The following is a 20,340-nucleotide window of genomic DNA, read 5'->3' as shown; positions in this document are numbered from 1 at the left end:
GGGTCATAGCATTGTATGCCAAAAGAGAGTGGTTCCTTGCTCTTTTGCTATTACTATATGTACTGCTCTCCATTGTGGATATCTCCCTGCTTGGAAGAACCCTAAAACTCATTGATTATGAAAGCCTTTCAGCAATAGTATCACTCCTTATGGTGTCAAGAGGTCTTGAACTTTCCGGTGTTTTTACAAGAATCGCTCCTTACATAATACGGCTTTCAGATGGTGACGAAAAACGCTTTCTGTTTATCATGATAGTCATTGTATCATTCTCCTCCTCACTTATAATGAATGACACTGCTATGTTCGTATTTATTCCCCTCATCATGACCATGTCTAAAATTGCCGAAATAGACGTGAAAAAAGCAGTTAGCTTAACGGCAATTGCTGCAAATGTAGGGTCAGCATTAACTCCCATTGGAAATCCACAGAACATAATAATATGGAGGTTTTATAGAGTTTCCGTACATGAATTCATTTTAGCAATGTTCCCTTATGTTTTCCTGTGGGTGTTTGTTTTGCTTTTATTTGTGTTTATAGGAGGAGGTAAGGAACAGTTTCAAGTATTCACAATGCCGGATGTGAAGCTTAACAAAACTCTAATGTTTTCATCTGCAACATTGTTATTTGTAGATGTCGTGTTGATCCAACTGGGACATGCACTGTGGGCACTTCCTTTAACTCTTGCTATCTTAACAGTTGTTGAGCGAAGGATCCTGCTCTCTATTGACATTGCATTGATTATTACATTTGCTTTTATATTCATCGATTTTAAAGAGCTCTCTATGCTCATGCACGCTTTTAATATTTTACCCACATTAAAAAGTTCCATAGGTGTAGTTCTACTTTCTGCTGGGTTAAGTCAATTGATAAGCAACGTTCCTGCAACTGTGGTTTTGATTTCTGCAGGAAAACCAGAATGGCTCCCTTTGGCACTTGGGGTAAACCTCGGTGGCACTGGAATAGTGATTGGTTCCCTCGCCAATCTTATAGCCCTCCGCATCTCTGGGATTGGTATAAGGGACTTCCATAAATATTCTATTCCATACTTCCTGATTGCTCTGGGGAGTTCTATTCTGGTAGTCTCTGTGTAGTTTTTCGATATGTTTCGGAATGGAAAGGTTTATAAAACATTTGCACAATTGCTCAAATGTAGAGGTGATGAAAAATGACAGAAGTGTGTAAGGTGTATGAGGAACATCTTGATAAAATTCTCAAAGCCAGAGAAAAACTGCCTGAGGAGGAGTTGATCTTGGAAATCTCGGATTTTTTTGATGCATTGGGAAATCCAACGAGGCTTAAAATACTCTTCGCTCTCCTTGAAGATGAGCTTTGCACATGTGATCTTTCCAACATCACAGGCCTTTCAGTCTCAGCTATTTCTCACCAGCTGAGAATCCTGAAGGACAGGAAAATCGTTACCTACAGGAAAGACGGTAAGAACGTCTTCTACAGGCTGGATGACGAGCATATAAGGGAGATTTTGAAAGTCGCGTTAAAGCACATGGAGGAATAATCATGCCGAAGAAGCTTAAACTGGAAGGGCTCGACTGCGCAAGCTGTGCGTATGAAATAGAGGAAGCTCTGAAAAAGGAGGGCTTCGAGTTTGCCCTGGTCAACTTCACAACCAAAGAAGCCATAATAGAGGGGGATATCGAGAAGGCAAAGGAGATAATAAAGAAGGTTGAGCCGGGGGTTAAGATCATCGAAAAGGAGGAGCATGAGCACGATCACCACCACGACCACGACGACCCGAAGAGGATGCTCTACTTCATAATCCCCTCGCTCCTGCTGTTCGCCATCGGAATAGTCCTGAGGTACTACTACAACTACGACAACCCCTTTGTGTTCGGGATATTTGTGGTGAGCTACCTCCTCGTTGGGTGGAAGGTTCTCAGGAACGCCTTTGTGAACTCAATCCACGGTAACGTCTTTGATGAGAACTTCCTCATAGCCATAGCTACGCTGGGAGCGTTTGCCATTCATGAATATCCCGAAGCTGTGGGAGTTATGCTCTTCTACATCGTGGGTGAGTTCTTCCAAGACTTAGCCGTCAACAGGTCGAGGCGCTCCATTAAAGCCTTGCTGGCATTAAAGGCGGAGTACGCAAACCTCAAGGTGGGTGATAAGATAGTAAGAGTCAAGCCCGAAGAGCTTAAAGTGGGAGACATAATTGTCATAAAGCCCGGTGAGAGGGTTCCCGTTGATGGAGTTATCATCGAGGGAAGCTCAAGCGTTGATACCTCCGCCTTAACGGGAGAGAGCGTTCCAAGGACCGTAAAGGAAGGGGATGAAATCCTCTCGGGAATGGTGAACTTAAGCGGACTTTTGACGGTTAAGGTTACAAAAGAGCTTAAGGAATCAACCATTTCGAGGATTCTTGAGCTTGTGGAGAACGCAAGCGCGAGAAAAGCTAAGACGGAGAAGTTCATAACACGCTTTGCCCACTACTATACGCCAGCTGTCGTCGGACTTGCGATGCTTATAGCGCTGGTTCCACCGCTTGTCTTCGGCGAGCCCTTCTCGAAGTGGGTTTATAGGGCTTTGGTACTCCTCGTTATATCATGTCCATGTGCGCTTGTCCTGTCCATCCCGCTCGGCTACTTCGGGGGTATTGGAAGAGCAGCAAGGGATGGAATACTCGTCAAGGGCTCCAACTTCCTCGATGCGCTCAGTAGAGCTGCGATAGTTGCCTTTGACAAGACTGGAACGCTGACAAAGGGAGTCTTCAAGGTCACGAAAATAGAGACAAGGAACGGCTTCAGTGAGGATGAAATCCTCAGATTCGCAGCTCTGGCGGAGGCGCATTCAAACCACCCGATTGCTAAGGCGATACGTGAAGCTTACGGTGAGGAGATCAACGAGGCGGAGATAAAAGAATATGAGGAAATCGCTGGGCATGGTGTCAGGGCAAAGATAGATGGTGTGGAAGTCATGGTGGGCAACGACAGGCTCCTTCACAGGTTCAATATCGAGCACGACACATGCCGCGTTAAGGGAACCGTCGCTCACGTTGTCATCAACGGAAAGTACGCCGGCTACATAATAATCTCGGACGAGATAAAGGATGACGCCCCGCTCGCTGTGAAGGAGCTGAAGCGCCTCGGGATCAAGAAGGTCGTTATGGTGACGGGTGATAACAGGGACGTCGCCGAGGAGATAGCGAGGCAGATAGGGCTTGATGGCTTCTATGCAGAGCTCCTGCCGGAGGACAAGGTAAAGGTCATTGAGGAGCTTGAGAAGGAAAAAGCACCTAACGAAAAAATAGTTTTTGTTGGAGATGGAATAAACGATGCTCCCGTTTTGGCAAGGGCAGATGTGGGCGTTGCGATGGGGGCATTGGGCAGCGACGCGGCTATAGAGACTGCAGATGTCGTTATAATGGACGACAAGCCGTCCAAGCTGCCGAGGGGTATCAGGATAGCCAGGAAGACGCAGAGGATAGTATGGCAGAACATAATCTTTGCCCTCGGTGTTAAGCTGGCGTTCATAGGGCTTGGAATCCTTGGAGAGGCGACGATGTGGGAGGCGGTCTTTGCGGACGTCGGTGTAGCGTTAATAGCGGTCTTCAACGCGATGAGAATTCTGAGGTGATGGATGCTCTTCCTCCGGCGTCCCTTTGTTTTTTCCCAAATAACCCGGATGGGGAGTGAAAAAGAATGAGCTGGCTTTATGTGGTTCTCTTTGCTCTCTGGCTGGTGCTGGATGGGTATGTGTTTTCGGAGATAAAGAAAATCTACGAGAAGGGGGAAATTCTGCCCACTAATGTCGCCATCGCAGTGTGGACATCATACATACTCCACTTCGTTCTGATAGTGTGGGCGTCTTTAGAGGGACTCTGGAGACTACCAATTAACACAACGGTTGCCCTGGCTAGCGGTCTTGTGGTTGCTGCTGTGGGGAGTATCATAATGCTACTCGGCATATGGGAGTTCCGCTCATTTAAGAGAATGTCCGGGCTGGACACATCAAAGCTCGTGACCACGGGTATCTACAGATACAGCAGAAATCCCCAAAACCTTGGGCTGTTGTTAATCTTCCTTGGGATATCGCTCGCGGGCAGATCCCTCCTTGCGCTTCTGCTCACAGCGGCGTTTGCCATCGGCTTCCATAAATACGTGGTGGAGCTTGAGGAGCCTTATCTTGAGCGTATTTTTGGAGAGGAATACCGAAGGTATAAAGAGAGAACCCCAAGGTATTTTGGACGTCCAAAAAGCCGGAGGGACAACCCATAAATAACTTGGCACATAACCCATATCGGCGAACAGAAATGAACCCTCAAACTCATGAAGTGTCGCGGGTATATAGAACCAAGGCCCAGGCGAAAAAGACCTATGACAGGATCAGCCGGTTTTACGATTATTTTGCTGGTGTCTTTGAGGGGAAGTATAGAGACAGGGCATTGGAGCTATTGGATATTAAAAAAGGAGAAATTGTGTTAGAGATCGGCTTTGGAACCGGGCACTGCTTGAAGAAAATGGCCGAGCTTGTGGGTAAAGAGGGAAAGGTTTACGGCATCGACATATCATCGGGCATGCTTGAGGTCAGCAGAAAAAGGCTCGAAAAAGCCGGGCTGCTGGATAGGGTTGAGCTGTACTGTGGGGATGCCTCAAAACTGCCCTATGAGGATAATAAATTCGATGCCGTTTTCATGAGCTTCACCCTTGAGCTCTTTGACACGCCGGAAATTCCGGAGGTTCTCAATGAGGTTAGAAGGGTTTTGAAGCCCGGCGGAAGGCTTGGTGTGGTCAGCATGTCAAAGGAAGGCAGGGGGTTGCTGATGAGAATTTACGAGTGGCTCCATGAAAAGCTCCCTCAGTACTTGGACTGCCGGCCGATTCATCTTTCCCAGACTTTGAAGGATGCGGGTTTTTTGGTGATGCACGAAGAGGTGAGGCGGATTTTTGGACTTCCCATCGAGATCATCATTGCATTAAAACCCGGGAGGAAGAATCATGGAAGAGTCGCCGTTAGAAAAGGGTTGAGACTTCTGTTATAATCATAGTTTTTTGAAGAATGCTTTGTAGTCACACTTTAATATTGGAAATTTCTGGGGCTTATAATTACCATTTTGCTCATAATAACCCTATTAATGCTACAAATTAAAAAGAGCTTAACAAAAGAAAAAGGTGATTAAAGATGAAAGGCGAAATGAATGAAATGGAAAACGGCGGAGTGGGAGGCCACGGGAAAATGGGTGGCATGAAGGGAATGAAAGGTAAGGGAAAGATGAAGGGTGGCTGTAAGGGCCACGGCAAGGGAATGAAAGGCATGGGAAAGGGCCGCCACGGAATGCATGGAATGGAGGAACCCAAGAAGGGGTACGCCTATGTCAGAGAGGTTGAAACCGGTTTCGATGAGACCGTGGCGAGGGTCAAGGAGGAGCTGAAGAAGGAGGGCTTCGGTGTCCTCAGCGAGGTCAGGGTTGACCGGCTTTTCAAGGAGAAGCTCGACCTTGACATGGAGCCATACGTCATCCTCGGCGCCTGCAACCCGAAGTTCTCAAGCCAGCTTATCGGAATAGACATCAACAGCGGTACCTTCCTGCCCTGCAACCTGGTGGTGTACGTGAAGGACGGAAAGACCTACGTGAGCCTGCTGCTCCCTACGAAGGCCATGAGCATAACCGGGAACGACGAGCTGCTTGAGGTTGCGGCGAAGGTCGAGGAGATACTGAAGGGCGTTGTTGACAGGGTTTGATTTTTCCCTGTGCATTCCTCCTATTTTCCAGTATTTTACAAAATGGAAAATTTTGAAGCACGTATTTTTCTCCAAATTGCCGAAAACGTTATATACTCCAAAGTCCCAGCACTAAAGTAAGTGAGTGAAAAATGAGGGGTGAACCGTCGTGCCGCATCTGTTCATAGTCTGCTACGAGAACGATGCCGAGCGAAAGCGCGTTGAATACCTCCTTGACAAGTGGTCAAACCGCGCCAGGATTTCCAAGGTCAGGGGGATATCTTTCATAATAGATTCCAGCGACGTTGAGGGCTTCGCGGAGGAGCTCCTCTCAAAGCTCGACCCCCCGACCGAGGGGAAGGTGATGGTGTACCGCGTGGAGCCCGAGGACATAGGCTCAAGGGTCTCCCCAACGAGGAGGGAGATTAAGCACCTGACCTGGGAAGAGCCAGTGGTGGTTCGAAAACTGCTGAAGTACGTCCTCTCAAAATTCGGTGCATACTACGTCTCCTCTGAGGGAAACGTCTCCCGATACAGGGCGTACACCAAAAAGGGGAGGATGGAGGTGGAGGTGCTGGTTGAAGAGAGGGATAACGGAACCGCTGTCGTCATAGCCATCGAGGGCTACGGCACCGCGGTTGATGACATGGCGAGAAAGCTGGAGAGGGAGCTCTCCCTCCTGCTGTGAGGTGGTACCATGGTGGTGTTCAACGAGGGAAACCCCGAATGCGTGAGGAACCTGCTCCGTCCGGCCGAGAGGGTTCTGCGGCAGGGCAGGGACGTTACCGTCGAGGACTTCGAGACCCGGAAGAGCCTCTGGGAGAGGATTCAGGACTCTTACTCGCGCTATCTCGAAGGCGAGTGCGGGGACTTTCTTAGGGACCTTGACAGCACGTTCAGGGCAAAGTTCGAGGCGGCCCTGGCGGTGCTGGCGTGGAGCTTCTGGAAGAAAGGTGAGGCGTTTCCACCCGCAGAAAAGAGCTTCTCGGAACGCGAGATAGGTCTGATAGATGAGATACTGAAGTACAACGTCTTTGAGATAACGACGATGGAGGACATCCTCGAAAAGCTCTACCGCAGGGACGAGGAGACCCTCCAGCTCTTAAAGACATACTACCTCGGGGTGGACAGGTGGATAGAGGAGCAGCTCGAAGACCCCGAGATAAAGCTCCCCCTCCGCTACTACCTCAAGAGGACGTGGAAGAGCTACCGCGAGAAAATCGATGCCGCAATAAACGAGGCAAGCAAATACGGCTGGTTCAGAACCCTAATGGAGGAGTGGGAGCGCGAAAAGACGGAGGAAGTTGAAGCAGTCAGGGAGAGCTACGAAGCTAGGGTTGGGGAGCTGAAGAAGAGGATAGCAGAGATGGTGGAGTTCTTCGAGGAGGAGCGCAGAAAGCTTGAGGAAGAGCTGTCGGCATCGAGCCTGGAGGAGGTAGAGAGGCTCCGCAGGGAGAAGGAGGAGCTGATCGAGAGGTTCGAGCGCGAGAAGGCAGAGCTCGCCAGGAGACTCACGGAGCTTAAGGATGAAGAGCTGAGGAAAAAACTTGAGGAGGAGCTTGCGAGGGCGAAGGAGGAGGCCCTGCGCGAGGCGAGGCTCCTTGAGGAGAAGCTCAGGAGGAGGGAGCTCGAACTCAGGGAGAAGGAGATGGAGCTCAGGAAAAGGGAGCTTGAGCTTTCCGAGAAGGAGAACCTGCTGAAAAGCAGGATAGAGGAAATCCTCGCGATGTCGGGCAAGGTCGAAAAGGGCTCCCGCCTGGTGCTCAGGGACGAGGCAAGGATCGGTGAGCTCAACTTCGTGGGCAGGATGAAGAGCAAATTCGCGGGAGAAGTGCGGCTCCTCGGCAGAACGTACTCCGTTGAAAGGATTGAGGAGAAGAAGGGCGAGGACACGGCGAGATTCGCCGGAAAGCTTGACGAGAAGTCCCTCAAGAACCTGCCGGAGAACAGGTACGTTGAGGTAGCCCTGAAGGAGAAGAAGCTCCTCGGGAGGAAGGAGAGGATACTCGTTAGGGGGGTTTACCTGACGAGGGTTGAAAGGCTGGCGGAGCTGGGCCTCGACACCGACCCCCTCACCTTGGCGGAGGTCAACGTGCACCTCATCGATGCGAGGGACTCAAAGGAGAACGCAAGGACGATCCTCGTTATCGCCTCACCTCTCGGCTTCGAGGAGAGGGTGAGGAGGTACGTCTCGTCGGAGGACTTCCACAGGAACTTCTACTCGGAGAACGTCTCGCTGATACTCCTCGACACGGAGAGCGGTGAGGTAATCCACAACCCCAACGACCGCTACGCCAAGGCACTCGTCCCCCTGGTGCGCCTTGAGCTTGACGAGGAGATTTACGCGAGGGTCAGGGAGTGCGTGAGGAAAAAGCTTGAGGGCAGGGACTACCTGCCCCTCAGCGAGTGCCTAGACTGCGGTGACGAGGAGTACGTGAGGAGGGCTTTCTATGAAATCGCCCGTGAGGGCAACCTGGTGAAATACATAGATGGATTCGGACTCGTGCTGATACGGAAGTGAGGTGATGGTGATGGGAATACTCGACAGGTTTAGGAAGAACCCGATTGAAAAGCTCTCCCTCAGGGAGCTTCAGGAAGAGGAGATACGGCTGAGGAACAGGCTTGAGAGGACGAAGAAGGAGATAGAGCGCATAGAGAAGAAAAAGAAGCAGCTCTTCCAGGAGGGCATCGGAGCTGACGTGCTCAAGAAGAAGATGCTCGCCCAGGAGATCAAGAGCCTCGACATGGAACAGAAGCTTCGCTTAAGGGACTTCACGACTGCGCAGAAGCAGTACACCTTCGTCAAGAACCTGATAGTCGTCAAGAAGTACGAGAAGGAGCTTAGGAAGATAGGCCTCTGGGACAAGCTCTCCAAAGTTGAGCCCGAGCAGCTGGAAAGCGTGCTCGTCAAGGTGAGCCTCGACGGCAGGGAGTTCGACGAGATGGTCGAGAACCTGAACAGGGTCTTCGAGATGGACATAGCCGAGTTTGAGGGAACGGAGGACCAGACCGAGAGGGAGCTCATGGATGCATGGGCCAAGGTCGAGACGGGAGAGGCCGACGTTGAGGAAGTGACGGAGAAGATAGCCTCGCCCAAGCTGGAGAGGGAGACGGAGGAGGGGCTGTGATGGGGCTCCTTTCAAGGTTTTTCGGGAGGAAGAATCCCCTGGACATACCGATTGACCAGCTCAGGGAAAACCAGATCAAGCTCGACATGCAGATAAGGAAGATAGAGGACGAGATAGCCGAGATAGACGCCCAGATAGCGGCGCTGTTCCAGAGGGCAAAGGAAGCGAGGAGCAAAAGCGAGGAGCTCACCATAGCGACCAAAATTAAGACGCTGAACCGGAAAAAGCAGAGCCTCCAGAACACCCACGCCCAGCTCAACAAACAGCTCATGCTCGTGGCGAACCTGCTGATAATCAAGGAGAACGAGGCCATACTGAAGGGCACACCGACCTGGGAACTTCTCAGGAAAATGTCCCCGGAGGAACTCGAAAAGAACCTCGTCAGCATGCAGCTCGACGCCCAGAACCTAAATGAGAACCTCAACATCATGCTCGGCTACACCGACCAGGCCATTGGTGCCGGCGTCGAGTTTGAGGAGGACGAGGAGCTGGCGGAGATAATGAGGACGATACAGGCTGTGAAGGAGGGTGAGCTTGAGCCCGAGAGCGCGGCCGAAAAGGTCACGGGGGAGAAGGATAAGGGGGAGGAGGTAGTCACTGAGTGACCTACACTCCGGAATGAGCCCCTCCCGTGTTTGTCTTAAGCGAACAAAACGATATCAAAAGAGGTTAAATAATGGCATAATCTGCCTGTTTCAACAGGAAGTGGAGGGATACGCGTGCACATGGGGCACTGGTTCATGGACGACGACATCCTGGAGGGCCTCGTCAAGCTCTTCGTGTTTATAGTCATAGTATCCGCCATCTTCGGGAGGGCGGCCGGATTTATAATATTCATCGTGATAGCCATGTGGTTTGGACACCTGATAAAACACCTGCTCAAGGACGTTTCGAAATCCAGAAGGTACAAGAGGCAGTATCCCAAAACGGTTCCGCCAGTTCCTCCGGTACCGAAGGAGGACATGAAGGATCTCCTCCGCAAGTCGGTGATAATCGAGCTTCCCCCCAAGGTCCACGCTGGTGAGGAGATACCCCTCAGGATCGGCTTCAGGAACCTGCTCAGGGGCACCATAAACGTCGAGATAGACCTCGGCGACCTCTCCAGGCACCTCGACCTCAGCTCCACGAGGGTGTACTTCAGGGCCGTCAGGCCCGGGGAGTACGTCTCCCAGACCGTCACCGCCGTTCCGAGGGGGAGGGGCAGGGTCAGCGCTAAGGTCGTGGTTCGCTCCGGCATGGTAAGCGCCAAGGTGAAAGTGCGAACCGAAATAATCGAGAGAACGGGGATAGAGCCCAAAACCCCAGTTCCGGCCCCGGTCCCGGTTCCCGCCGGGAATAGGCAGGACTCTACCGGCGGTACCCCCCGTACCCCACTGGAGGAGCTCTTCGCGAGGTACAGGAAGGTTGAGCCCATCGGTGAGGGCGGCTTTGCAAGGGTCTACCGTGCGGAAAAGCACGACGGGAGCGTCGTTGCCCTAAAAGTCCCGCTCAGTCTGACGGAGGAGGGGGGCAAGACATTCCTCAGGGAGGTAAGGAACTGGTCGCTCCTCAGCCACCCGAACATAGTCGAGCTCTACGACTACAACATATTCCCCCTCCCCTATCTTGAGATGGAGTACTGCGAGACGAGCCTTGCAAAGCTCGAAAAGCCCCTCAGCCCCGAAAAGGCGGCGAGGATAATCTTCGACGTTGCGGAGGGGCTAAAGTACGCCCATTCCAAAGGCGTAATCCACCGCGACCTCAAGCCGAGCAACATCCTGCTCAAGGGCGGGAGGGCCAAGGTGAGCGACTGGGGGCTCAGCAAGCTCCTCAAGGAGAGCAGGACGACCCACACGGTCAGCTTCACACCGCTCTACGCCGCTCCGGAACAGATAAGCTCCCGCTTTGGCGGAACAGATGAGAGGACCGACGTGTGGCAGATAGGGGCGGTTCTCTACGAGCTGCTTACCGGGAGGCCTCCCTTCGAGGGGGAGGACTTCGTCGAGGTGGCATCGAAGATAACCCTTGAGGAGCCAGTGCCGCCGGGTCAGCTGAACCCCGACGCGAAGCCCCTTGAGCCGGTCGTGATGAAGTGCCTCGCGAAGAGGAAGGAAGAGCGCTACCAGTCGGTTGAGGAGCTCCAGAGGGATTTGGCCGAGTTCCTCGGGAAGAACTACCGCGAGAACCTCAGCAAAAGCGTTTCAATCAACGACCTGTCGAGGAGCGCCTACTACGCGGGCGAGCTGTTCCTCCTGTACCTGAAGCTCAACGACCTTGTTAATGCACTCAAGTACGCCGACGACCTGGCTCACTACGCGAGAGGGGAGGTGAGGGAAGAACTGCTCTCCCTGAGGGAGCAGCTCAGGCTCCGCCTTGAGAACGGCCTCGATGTTCCCGAGGAGCTGGTCGAGAAGGCCGAGATAATCATCCACAAGATAAAGCTTGGATTCGAGGGGGTGTGAGGATGCCTGTTGACCTTTCAGGGCCCCTGCTGAGCGAGTTTGAGAGGGCCAAGAAGGAGTTTGAAAGGGCTGTCGCCGCGGGAGACATGGAGACCGCTCGGAGAAGCGCCCTCCGGTGTGCCTCCATACTCAGACAGCTGGCCAGGCACGTCCCCTACAACGGGGAGCTCTATCTTAAGAAGGCGAAGAAGTGGGAGGATGTGGCCGGGCAGATAGAGAGGGGTGAATACGGCCGAAAGGCAGTTGTCGGCGCCGAAGGAAAGAGCACGACCCAGGAGAAAGACGAGGAAGACCAGTTCAGGGAGTACGTGCTGGGGCTTATCTCCAAGTCACGGACGACGTGGGACGACATAGGCGGCCTTGAGGATGTCAAGCTCCTCATGATGGAGACGGTCGTGATAGCGGCCCTTAAAAAACCCGCCGCGGTTCAGCCGTGGAGGGGCATACTCCTCTTTGGGCCTCCCGGGACGGGTAAGACGCTCCTCGCCTCGGCCGCCGCCGGGAGCTTAAACGCCACCTTCTTCAACGTTAAAGCGTCAAGCGTCCTGAGCAAGTACTTCGGCGAGTCGAGCAAGATAATAAGCGCCCTCTACGAGGTCGCGAGGGAGAAGGCACCGAGCATAGTGTTCCTCGACGAGATAGACGCCCTGACCACGAGGCGTTCAAACGACACCAGCGAGGCGACCAGGAGGATGCTCTCGACGCTCCTCACGGAGCTTGAAGGCTTTCACGGGGAGGGGAATGAGAAGCTCGTCCTCACGCTTGCCGCCACAAACACCCCCTGGGATTTAGATGAGGCGGTGCTCTCGCGCTTTCCCAAGAGGATTTACGTGCCCCTACCGGACAAGGAGGCGACCAAGGCGATAGTGAGGATACACACTGAGGGGCTTGATATTTCGAGGCTCGACCTGGACGCGATAGCGGAGGAGAGCGTGAGACGTCTGTACTCTGGAAGGGACATCAGGAACCTCTGTCAGGAGGCCATATGGAACATGATACGCGAGGAGAACAAAGACCTCCACAGGCTTGCCGGGCTTCCCTTCGAGGAGCTGAGGAAGCGCTCATTGAGAACCCGCCCGCTTGAGATGAGGGACTTTGAGGAGGCGTTCAGGAAGATAAAGAGCCCTCTGACAAAGAAGGACATCGAGCGCTATGAAAAGTGGGCGGAGGAGTTCGGGGGATGAGCGGGCAAGCCTGTGGGGCCGAAGGAATCGTCTGGGGCATCTCACATCCCGGCGGGAGGGAGCGGAACGAGGACGCGCTCCTTATCCTGCCCCTCGGCGACGCCTGCCTCCTGGCCGTTGCCGACGGCCTTGGGGGACACGAGGGGGGAGAGCTGGCCTCGAAGGTGGTCGTTGAAGCACTCCGTGAGACTTTTGAGAGGGGCTATACACGCGGCATAGGGGTGGAGGGGGTAAAGGGTCTCCTCCTAAGGGCCTACGAGGATGCCCACCGCAGGATAGTGGAGATGTCACCCGGGCCGGGGAAGATGGGCACGACGCTTACCACTGCCTTCGTGAGGAATAGAATGGCTGTGGTAGCAAACACCGGCGACAGCAGGGCCTATCTTGTGCAGGAGGGGAAGATAGTCGCGAAGACAAGGGACCACTCGGTGGTTCAGGAGCTCATTGAGCGCGGAATCATTAGTGAGGAGGAAGCCAGAGAACACCCCATGAGGCACGTCGTTACAAAGGCCCTCGGCGTTGACCTTGGGGTTGACACCTACGTGTGGGAGCTGAAAGCCGGGGATGTCCTGCTTCTCAGCACGGACGGGCTCCATGACTACATCGATGAGGGGATTATAGGAAAGCTTGTCTTCGGATCAGACCCCAGGACGGCAGCGGAGGCGCTGATCGGGGAAGCCCTGAAGGTTACCGAAGACAATGTGACTGTCGTCGTGTTTAGGGAGGTGTGACGGTTATGGTCAAGCTCTGGAAGTCGAAGGAGGAGAAGGAGATAGAGAGGAAGATACGCATGAGGAAGGCCAAGATGGCGTTGAAGCAGTACATCAACAATCTCGAAAATTTGAAGCATAAGATTTTTCTCCAGGGAAAGGAGGCGGCGAAACTCGGCGACGAGGCCCTCCTCAAGAGGAGCGCCATGAAGTACCTTGCCATTGAGGAAAGGATAAAGCAGGCAAAACGCTTGCTCCTCCTCATGGAAGAAGCAGAAATCCAGAGGGAGCTGGTGAAGGTCTCAGCCGACTTCATACAGTTCAGCAAAGACGTTGTTAAGAGCATAGCCGAAGGGCCGGGGGCGGAGGACGTGGCAAAGATGCAGGTCGAGTTCGAAAAGGCGATGGGCAAGGTCGAGAACCTTGAGGAGGCCCTCAACACCATGATAGATCTGACGAGCGAGAGCATCCTGACCGGTGAGTTCGACCTCGAAACCGTTGAGATGGCCGAGGGCCTGATGGTTTCATCCGTCGGTGAGGATCTCGAACCTGCAAAAAGGCTGAAGGAAATCGAGGACATGATGAAGGGATAAACTCAATTACTTTTTCTTTTTAGTCACAATTTGGTTTTCATAATCTTTCAATTTTGAAATGAAAATGGTTAAATACTATTCTGGAGAAACCCTATATATGGTGTCTAATATGGATGAAAAAAAGATGGTGCACGGCGAACACGTGCACGATGAGGCTGAAAGAGCCCCCGAGATGAAGGACATGGAGCACGCCCACGAAAGCGAGCACAGAGAGCACGGGACGGAACATAAGATGCACGAAGGGCACGAAATGGCAACCCATAAGGAACACACGGGACATGAAGAGCACGAGCACATACATGAAGAACACGCCGGACACGAAGGGCACAAGCACTCCCACGCGGAGCACCACAGGATGATGATGGAGGACTTCAAGAAGCGCTTTATAATCTCCGCAATACTTACAATCCCGATACTGTTTCTATCTCCCCTAATACAGAGGTTTTTGGGATTCACTTTCACATTCAGGGGAGACCACTATGTCCTGTTTGCGCTCTCGGCAATAGTCTACTTCTACGGCGGCTGGCCGTTCCTCAACGGTATGATAGAGGAGTTCAAGAAGAAGTTGCCAGGAATGATGACGCTGATAGCACTGGCAATCACCGTTGCATTTTCGTACAGTGTAGCCGTGACTTTTGGCCTGCCGGGTAAGACCTTCTACTGGGAGCTTGCGACGCTTATCGACATCATGCTCCTTGGCCACTACATCGAGATGCGCTCCGTTCTCGGCGCTTCAAGGGCCCTGGAAGAGCTCATAAAGCTCATGCCAACTGAAGCACATCTCGTAACGCCCGAGGGAATAAAGGACGTTCCAGTCAGTGAGCTGAAGAAAGGCGATATAGTCCTTGTCAAACCCGGTGAGAAAATACCTTCTGATGGTATCATAATAGAAGGAGAAACCAGCGTAAACGAAGCTATGTTGACAGGTGAGTCGAAGCCCGTCTATAAGAAACCTGGTGACACTGTGATAGGCGGTTCAATAAACCTTGAAGGAGCGATAAAGGTCAGGATAGAGAAGACCGGAAAGGATACCTACCTGATGCAGGTCGTTGAGCTCGTCAGGCAGGCACAGGAGACAAGGTCAAGGACGCAGGATTTAGCTAACAGGGCTGCCTTCTACCTCACGCTCATAGCTATAACTGCTGGAACAATAACCCTCGGCACGTGGCTCTACCTCGGCAAGCCCTTCGTCTTCGCCCTTGAGAGGATGGTCACGGTAATGGTCATAACGTGCCCGCACGCGCTTGGCTTAGCTGTTCCGCTGGTCGTTTCGGTGTCAACGTCGATCTCGGCCAAGAAGGGAATCCTCATAAGGAACAGGGAGGCATTTGAAAGAGCGAAAGACGTTCAGGTGGTCGTTTTTGACAAGACCGGAACACTGACCGAAGGCAAGTTCGAAGTAACTGACATAATAGCGCTGGACGAGCTCGGTGAAGAGGAGATCCTGAAGTACGCGGCGGCACTTGAGTCCCACTCAAGTCACCCGATAGCCCAGGGGATAGTTGAGAAAGCCAAGGAGCTCGGCCTTGAGGTCTACGAGGTCAGTGAGTCGAAGGTCCTTCCGGGCAAGGGTGTCAAGGGAGTTATCAACGGAAAGGAAGTTCTTGTTGTGAGCCCGGGATTTCTGAAGGAGAACGGGCTCTGGAGGGAGGACGAGCGCGTTAACAAAGTCTTGGAGCAGGGCAAGACCGTTGTCTTCCTGGTTCTTGATGGAAAGCTCGTGGGTGCTCTGGCTTTAGCAGATAAGATAAGGCCTGAATCAAGAGAAGCCGTGAAGAAGCTCCACGAGATGGGCATAAAGGCTTACATGCTCACCGGCGACAACGCCAAAGTTGCAAAGTGGGTTGCTGAGGAGCTCGGTCTTGACGGCTTCTTCGCTGAAGTTTTACCTCACCAGAAGTCGGAGAAGATTAAGGAGCTCCAGGAGCAGGGTTACACGGTGGCAATGGTCGGCGACGGTATAAACGATGCCCCGGCTCTGATTCAAGCTGATGTTGGAATAGCCATCGGGGCAGGAACTGACGTGGCGATAGAGAGCGCCGACATAATTCTCGTCAAGAACGACCCGAGGGACGTTATAACGGCAATACACCTCGCAAGGGCTACCTATAAGAAGATGGTTCAGAATTTGGCATGGGCAACAGGATACAACACCTTTGCAATTCCTCTGGCTGCGGGTGTCCTCTACAACTATGGGGTACTGTTAAGTCCAGCCGTAGGTGCTTTGTTAATGAGCTTGAGCACGGTGATAGTGGCTATAAACGCGAAGTTCTTGAAGGTCTGATGACCTTCTCATTTTATATTTTGCGAAGATTTTTCTATATTTCTTTCATTTTTGCCAATAATAAGCTCTATAGCCTTTATCACTGAGTAGTATGTGAGGAGATCAAAATGATGTTTGAAAGCACTGAACTGGTGAGATTTTCAGCTCACACTGGAGAAACTAGATGGGGGTGGCACGACATGATGGGATTTGGATACTTTGGGATATTTGGAGCACTGCTCATGCTCTTATTCTGGATCGCAATAATAGCTGGCGTTGTATGGTTCATCAAGTGGCTCTTTGAGCAGAGCTCAGGCGGAAGCAGAAAGAGCGCCCTTGAGATACTGGACGAGAAGTATGCACGCGGTGAGATAGACGACGAGGAGTACGAGAGAAGGAAAAGAAAGCTTCTGGAAGGCTGAATATCTGATTTTTCTCTTCTATTTTCCTTTAGGGAACGGACAAAGAACAAAAATAGAGCTGTTAAGCAAACACCGCCTTGTAAAGACCGACTATGATATCGCCGACCTCACAGTACACGTCCATATATCCTGCTTCCACTTTTTTGAAAACCCTTGAGCCCATCCCCTTTATTTCTTCAAGTGAAAATCCAAGATGGGTGTCCTTCAGCGTTTCTTTGAACTCCTCGTGCTCGTGCTTGAGGACGTCAACTATTATGACTTTGCCACCCTCTTTTAAAACGCTTTTCATGCTCCTGAGGACTTCCTCTGGCTTTAGGAAGTGGTGGAATGCGAGGGTTGATAAAACAACGTCGAACTCTTTTGGAACATTTATGCCATAGTGCTCGTTGGCTATCATTATTGACTCCCTGATCTTCTCGGCAACACCCCAGATGGGTGTTATTCCCTTTTCCTTGAGCCTCTTCAGCATGCTGGGCGTTATGTCGAAGCCGTAGACCTGGACTTTTATGCCCTTCTCCTCAAGCTTTCTCCTTACACGTTCCGTGAAGAAGCCCGAACCTGCGGCAACGTCAAGGAGCCTAATGTCTTTCCTGTTTAGCTTTAAGATTTCCCCAACTATATCGTTAACTATCGTCTCTATGCACTCGTCCCTGAGGTAGTCCCGCACGATGTCGTCCCTCTCGGGCGCTTCCGTCTCGAAGTACTCTATCTGCTCCACCAGCTCGTTGACCTCCCCTTCGCCAAATCCAAGCTTCTCTAAGAACGTTCTAATCTCTTCAATGCTCGGTATCATGCTCTCACCGCCTCAAAGCCCCTCTCAAGGTCCTCGATGAGGTCTTCAACGTCCTCTATTCCCACCGAGACCCTGATGAGCGAGTCCCTTATGCCGACCTTTTCCCTCTCATCCTTTGGAACCGATGCGTGGGTCATGATTGCCGGCAGTTCTATGAGCGACTCGACGCCGCCGAGGCTTTCGGCTAAAGCGAATATCTCAAGGCTCTCCACGAACTTTATTGCCTCTTCCAGTCCTCCTTTGAGTTCGAAGGAGAGCATGCCTCCGAAGCCGCGCATCTGCCTCTTCGCGAGCTCGTGCTGGGGGTGAGAGGGTAGGCCGGGGTAATAAACGCGCTCAACCAGCGGGTGCTCCTCAAGATACCTTGCTATCGTCATGGCGTTCTTCTCGTGCCTCTCCATCCTGACTGCGAGCGTTTTGATGCCCCTCATTACCAGCCAGGAGTCGAAGGGCGAAAGGATTGCTCCAACCGCGTTCTGGTGGAACTTGAGCCTCTCATAGATTTCGTCGTCGTTGACCATCACAGCCCCGCCGACAACATCTGAATGCCCGCCGAGGTACTTGGTGACGCTGTGGAGGACTATGTCGGCACCGAGGTCGAGGGGATTCTGGAAGTAAGGACTGGCAAAGGTGTTGTCCACGACCACGATGATGTCTCTCTCATGGGCGATCTCGGCTACTGCTCTTATGTCCGCGAGCTTGAGGAGGGGGTTCGTTGGCGTTTCGAGCCAGACCATCCTCGTGTTCTCCCTTATTGCATTCCTGACGTTCTCTGACTCCCTCGCGTCAACGTAGGTGAACTCGATGCCGAAGCGTTCCATCACCTGGTTGAAGAGCCTCTTCGTTCCGCCGTAGAGGTCGTCGAAAGCTATTACGTGGTCGCCCTTCTTCAACAGCGCCAGGAGTATCGTGGATTCGGCGGCAAGTCCTGAAGAAAACGCCAGCCCGTACTTTGCGTTCTCAAGTGCCGCCAGCTTTCTCTCAAGTGCGTCCCTTGTGGGGTTGCCGCTCCTCGAATAGACGTAGCCTTCCTCGACCTCCTTTATGCTCCTCTTCGCAAAGGTGGTTGAGAGGTGGATTGGGGATACAACGTCGCCGTGCTGCATGCTCTCGGGCTCTTCACCGACATGTATGGCTTTGGTTGAGAACCTCATCTCAGCACCTCCAGAACCTTTTCATCGTCAACCTCGAAGCCGTTCGCGATTAACCATTCGTCGTTGAATACCTTCGTGAGATAGTTCCTTCCGGTGTCCGGGAATATCACGACGACCTTCTTGCCTTCAACTCCTTTCTCCTTGAGGTACTTCACCGCCCCGTAGAGTGCCGCACCGGATGAACCGCCCGCCAGAATTCCTTCCTTCCTCGCGAGGAAGCGGGTCATTGAAAAGGCCTGCTGGTCGTTGACGACAACCATATCGTCAACGAGGCTTAAATCGACGGTTTCCGGGAGGAGGTCTTCGCCTATGCCCTCAACGAGGTAGGGGTGGGCCTTCTTGAGGGCCTCCTCAAGGCTCATTCCCTTCTTAACCAGGCTGTATATCGAGCCGACCGGGTCAACGCCTATTACCTTCACGTCTTTCTTTCTCTCCTTCAGGTAGCGCCCGATTCCGGTTATCGTCCCCCCGGTGCCTATCCCTGCGAAGAGGTAGTCTATCTCCCCTCCGGTCTGCTCCCATATCTCCCTCGCGGTGGTCTCGTAGTGCGCCAGGGGGTTGTAGCTGTTGAAGTACTGGTTGGGGATGTAGGCGTAGGGCGTTTCCTCCACTTCATCCTCAAGGATGGCTTTAAGCTCGTCGAGCTTCTCTTCATTAACGAGCCGCTGAACGTACTCGACTATCTCCTTAAGCTCCTCTCGGGTTACCGCCCTCCCCTTCTTCCAGATGAGGTTTCTTACAGCCTCTGCCACCTTGTAGTAGGAGTTCGGGTCGCCCGGGGCCACAGCGGTGGGCGTTCTAATGACGAAAGCACCCATGGCCTTTAGGAGGAGCTCCTTCTCGGTGCTCATCTTGTCCGGCATTGTGAAGACCGTCATGTATCCCTCAACGGCTGCAACTAAAGCTAACCCCACACCTGTGTTTCCTGACGTGGGCTCAATTATTACTGCCCCTTGGACTATTTTTCCTTCTTTCTTTGCCCCCTCTATCATGTACTTACCTATCCTGTCCTTTACACTTCCTCCGGGGTTGAAGAACTCCACTTTGGCGTAGAGCTCGTTTTTAAGGTTGAAGTATCTCTCTATCTTCCTCAGCCTCACTAATGGTGTTTTTCCGATAGTCTGCAATATGTTATCATAAATACCCAATTTTGTGTAATTTTCTACCATCTTAACCCCTCCATACTCATTAATGAATAAAAATGCATATATATCTTTCGGTTGTGGCAATGCAGATTTTATCAAAAACAGAAGTACTTCAGCCTCATTTAACCTATGGTTTTGAATGAAGGGTTTTGGATAAAATTGGGAAACAGGGGATTTGTTTTTGCTATATTAATGTATCAAGATTTTGTGGCAATAATTAACCTTACAATATCAAAAAACAGGTTTTCAACGCGCTCTATCTTAAAACCTGCCTTTTTGATGTTCTTCTGCGTCTCCCGCACCATGGATGTTCCCGTGAGCGCCCTCATCACGGGATCCATAAGGTAGAGGGGAACGTTCAAAAGCCTTGACTCGCTTTTCATGTGCTCCAAAAATATGGCCCTCCCCCCTGGCTTTAATACGCGGTATGCTTCCCTCAACCCCTTTATCGGGTCAGGCACGGTGCAGAAGACGAAAGTGCTAACGACGGTGTCAAAGCTGTTGTCTTCAAACTCCAGATTTTGAGCATCCATCAGGAGAAGCCTGACGTTTTTAAGGCCAAGCTCTTTTCTTCTCTTTTCGGCTTTCTCAAGCATTCCTTTACTGAAGTCTATTCCGATAACTTCAACATCCTTTGGATAGTAGGGTAGATTTTTACCTGTTCCAACACCCACTTCAAGAACTTTGCCTTTAGCCAAGCTTAAAGCTTTCCTTCTATATTTTGAGAAAGCCCTACTCTCTATTAACGCTTCAAATAAGTCGTAGAATTTTGAAAACCTATCATATTTTTTGGCGGTTTCAGCCATTTCCATCACAATTTATAATATGTAA

Annotated in this window: 20 protein-coding genes; 16 read left to right on the top strand and 4 right to left on the bottom strand. The window is 51.9% G+C overall.

All coding sequences use genetic code 11. The annotated features are described in order from the left end of the window. Positions 1–11: 11 nt before the first annotated feature. From TERMP_RS06950 to TERMP_RS06875, 16 genes are all read left to right on the top strand, one after another. A complete protein-coding gene (locus tag TERMP_RS06950; RefSeq protein ID WP_145973202.1) occupies positions 12–1,091 on the top strand; it encodes an SLC13 family permease in 1,080 nt (359 codons plus the stop codon). 74 nt (positions 1,092–1,165) lie between these two features. Further along, positions 1,166–1,513, top strand: a complete 348-nt coding sequence (locus TERMP_RS06945; protein ID WP_013467675.1) for an ArsR/SmtB family transcription factor — start codon at positions 1,166–1,168, stop codon at positions 1,511–1,513. A 2-nt stretch (positions 1,514–1,515) separates the two neighbouring features. Next, complete coding sequence (locus TERMP_RS06940) at positions 1,516–3,591, top strand: heavy metal translocating P-type ATPase (RefSeq protein WP_013467674.1); 2,076 nt, start codon at positions 1,516–1,518, stop codon at positions 3,589–3,591. Between the two features lie 65 nt (positions 3,592–3,656). Continuing rightward, positions 3,657–4,232: a methyltransferase family protein gene (locus TERMP_RS11305; RefSeq protein ID WP_013467673.1), complete on the top strand. Its 576-nt coding sequence runs from the start codon at positions 3,657–3,659 to the stop codon at positions 4,230–4,232. A gap of 56 nt (positions 4,233–4,288) precedes the next feature. After that, positions 4,289–4,996 carry a class I SAM-dependent methyltransferase gene (locus TERMP_RS06930; protein WP_202795441.1) on the top strand — a complete coding sequence of 236 codons (708 nt, stop codon included), beginning with the start codon at positions 4,289–4,291 and terminating at the stop codon, positions 4,994–4,996. Between the two features lie 140 nt (positions 4,997–5,136). Then, entirely contained in the window at positions 5,137–5,697 is a 561-nt protein-coding gene (locus tag TERMP_RS06925) for a DUF302 domain-containing protein (RefSeq protein WP_013467671.1), read from the top strand. Positions 5,698–5,845: 148 nt separating this feature from the next. Next, a complete protein-coding gene (locus TERMP_RS06920; protein WP_013467670.1) occupies positions 5,846–6,364 on the top strand; it encodes a hypothetical protein in 519 nt (172 codons plus the stop codon). Between the two features lie 9 nt (positions 6,365–6,373). Continuing rightward, the gene (locus TERMP_RS06915) at positions 6,374–8,197 is read left to right on the top strand and encodes a hypothetical protein (RefSeq protein WP_013467669.1); all 1,824 of its coding nucleotides are present in this window, start codon (positions 6,374–6,376) and stop codon (positions 8,195–8,197) included. A 10-nt stretch (positions 8,198–8,207) separates the two neighbouring features. Then, complete coding sequence (locus tag TERMP_RS06910) at positions 8,208–8,804, top strand: hypothetical protein (protein WP_013467668.1); 597 nt, start codon at positions 8,208–8,210, stop codon at positions 8,802–8,804. After that, complete coding sequence (locus TERMP_RS06905) at positions 8,804–9,409, top strand: hypothetical protein (RefSeq protein WP_013467667.1); 606 nt, start codon at positions 8,804–8,806, stop codon at positions 9,407–9,409. Before TERMP_RS06910 ends, TERMP_RS06905 begins: the two co-directional genes overlap by 1 nt. Before the next feature lie 135 nt (positions 9,410–9,544). Beyond that, a complete protein-coding gene (locus TERMP_RS06900) occupies positions 9,545–11,245 on the top strand; it encodes a serine/threonine-protein kinase (RefSeq protein ID WP_081452227.1) in 1,701 nt (566 codons plus the stop codon). A 2-nt stretch (positions 11,246–11,247) separates the two neighbouring features. Continuing rightward, positions 11,248–12,429: an ATP-binding protein gene (locus TERMP_RS06895; protein WP_013467664.1), complete on the top strand. Its 1,182-nt coding sequence runs from the start codon at positions 11,248–11,250 to the stop codon at positions 12,427–12,429. Beyond that, complete coding sequence (locus TERMP_RS06890) at positions 12,426–13,160, top strand: PP2C family protein-serine/threonine phosphatase (protein WP_048159787.1); 735 nt, start codon at positions 12,426–12,428, stop codon at positions 13,158–13,160. Before TERMP_RS06895 ends, TERMP_RS06890 begins: the two co-directional genes overlap by 4 nt. Positions 13,161–13,165: 5 nt before the next feature. Continuing rightward, positions 13,166–13,732, top strand: coding sequence for a hypothetical protein (locus tag TERMP_RS06885; protein ID WP_013467662.1), 567 nt, complete (start codon positions 13,166–13,168; stop codon positions 13,730–13,732). A gap of 109 nt (positions 13,733–13,841) precedes the next feature. Then, positions 13,842–16,016 (top strand): heavy metal translocating P-type ATPase, encoded by a 2,175-nt coding sequence (locus tag TERMP_RS06880; protein WP_013467661.1) that lies wholly within the window; start codon positions 13,842–13,844, stop codon positions 16,014–16,016. 107 nt (positions 16,017–16,123) lie between these two features. After that, on the top strand, positions 16,124–16,417 hold the full coding sequence (locus TERMP_RS06875) for an SHOCT domain-containing protein (RefSeq protein WP_237702794.1): 294 nt from the start codon (positions 16,124–16,126) through the stop codon (positions 16,415–16,417). Positions 16,418–16,478: 61 nt separating this feature from the next. Here the strand turns inward: TERMP_RS06875 and TERMP_RS06870 are convergent, their stop codons facing one another. From TERMP_RS06870 to TERMP_RS06855, 4 genes are all read right to left on the bottom strand, one after another. Then, positions 16,479–17,210 carry a class I SAM-dependent methyltransferase gene (locus TERMP_RS06870; RefSeq protein ID WP_013467659.1) on the bottom strand — a complete coding sequence of 244 codons (732 nt, stop codon included), beginning with the start codon at positions 17,208–17,210 and terminating at the stop codon, positions 16,479–16,481. Continuing rightward, positions 17,207–18,364, bottom strand: coding sequence for a cystathionine gamma-synthase (locus TERMP_RS06865; protein ID WP_013467658.1), 1,158 nt, complete (start codon positions 18,362–18,364; stop codon positions 17,207–17,209). Before TERMP_RS06865 ends, TERMP_RS06870 begins: the two co-directional genes overlap by 4 nt. Continuing rightward, positions 18,361–19,533, bottom strand: coding sequence for a PLP-dependent cysteine synthase family protein (locus TERMP_RS06860; protein WP_013467657.1), 1,173 nt, complete (start codon positions 19,531–19,533; stop codon positions 18,361–18,363). The genes TERMP_RS06865 and TERMP_RS06860 overlap by 4 nt, the downstream gene beginning before the upstream one ends. Before the next feature lie 173 nt (positions 19,534–19,706). Next, a complete protein-coding gene (locus TERMP_RS06855) occupies positions 19,707–20,315 on the bottom strand; it encodes a class I SAM-dependent methyltransferase (RefSeq protein ID WP_013467656.1) in 609 nt (202 codons plus the stop codon). Between the last annotated feature and the right edge of the window lie 25 nt (positions 20,316–20,340).

The sequence above is a fragment of the Thermococcus barophilus MP genome (assembly GCF_000151105.2).
Classification (GTDB): Archaea; Methanobacteriota_B; Thermococci; order Thermococcales; family Thermococcaceae; genus Thermococcus_B; species Thermococcus_B barophilus.
Note: the sequence above shows the minus strand (reverse complement) of the source record. Positions and strands in the feature narration are given on the sequence as shown.

What these genes read in the sequence shown, in the direction of transcription:
- TERMP_RS06865 (WP_013467658.1), bottom strand. Translation starts at nt 18,364, where the DNA reads ATGAGGTTCTCAACCAAAGCCATACATGTCGGTGAAGAGCCCGAGAGC.
- TERMP_RS11305 (WP_013467673.1), top strand. Translation starts at nt 3,657, where the DNA reads ATGAGCTGGCTTTATGTGGTTCTCTTTGCTCTCTGGCTGGTGCTGGAT.
- TERMP_RS06945 (WP_013467675.1), top strand. Translation starts at nt 1,166, where the DNA reads ATGACAGAAGTGTGTAAGGTGTATGAGGAACATCTTGATAAAATTCTC.
- TERMP_RS06915 (WP_013467669.1), top strand. Translation starts at nt 6,374, where the DNA reads ATGGTGGTGTTCAACGAGGGAAACCCCGAATGCGTGAGGAACCTGCTC.
- TERMP_RS06940 (WP_013467674.1), top strand. Translation starts at nt 1,516, where the DNA reads ATGCCGAAGAAGCTTAAACTGGAAGGGCTCGACTGCGCAAGCTGTGCG.
- TERMP_RS06875 (WP_237702794.1), top strand. Translation starts at nt 16,124, where the DNA reads ATGATGTTTGAAAGCACTGAACTGGTGAGATTTTCAGCTCACACTGGA.
- TERMP_RS06925 (WP_013467671.1), top strand. Translation starts at nt 5,137, where the DNA reads ATGAAAGGCGAAATGAATGAAATGGAAAACGGCGGAGTGGGAGGCCAC.
- TERMP_RS06890 (WP_048159787.1), top strand. Translation starts at nt 12,426, where the DNA reads ATGAGCGGGCAAGCCTGTGGGGCCGAAGGAATCGTCTGGGGCATCTCA.
- TERMP_RS06895 (WP_013467664.1), top strand. Translation starts at nt 11,248, where the DNA reads ATGCCTGTTGACCTTTCAGGGCCCCTGCTGAGCGAGTTTGAGAGGGCC.
- TERMP_RS06860 (WP_013467657.1), bottom strand. Translation starts at nt 19,533, where the DNA reads ATGGTAGAAAATTACACAAAATTGGGTATTTATGATAACATATTGCAG.
- TERMP_RS06855 (WP_013467656.1), bottom strand. Translation starts at nt 20,315, where the DNA reads ATGGCTGAAACCGCCAAAAAATATGATAGGTTTTCAAAATTCTACGAC.
- TERMP_RS06900 (WP_081452227.1), top strand. Translation starts at nt 9,545, where the DNA reads ATGGACGACGACATCCTGGAGGGCCTCGTCAAGCTCTTCGTGTTTATA.
- TERMP_RS06910 (WP_013467668.1), top strand. Translation starts at nt 8,208, where the DNA reads ATGGGAATACTCGACAGGTTTAGGAAGAACCCGATTGAAAAGCTCTCC.
- TERMP_RS06880 (WP_013467661.1), top strand. Translation starts at nt 13,842, where the DNA reads ATGGATGAAAAAAAGATGGTGCACGGCGAACACGTGCACGATGAGGCT.
- TERMP_RS06870 (WP_013467659.1), bottom strand. Translation starts at nt 17,210, where the DNA reads ATGATACCGAGCATTGAAGAGATTAGAACGTTCTTAGAGAAGCTTGGA.
- TERMP_RS06905 (WP_013467667.1), top strand. Translation starts at nt 8,804, where the DNA reads ATGGGGCTCCTTTCAAGGTTTTTCGGGAGGAAGAATCCCCTGGACATA.
- TERMP_RS06885 (WP_013467662.1), top strand. Translation starts at nt 13,166, where the DNA reads ATGGTCAAGCTCTGGAAGTCGAAGGAGGAGAAGGAGATAGAGAGGAAG.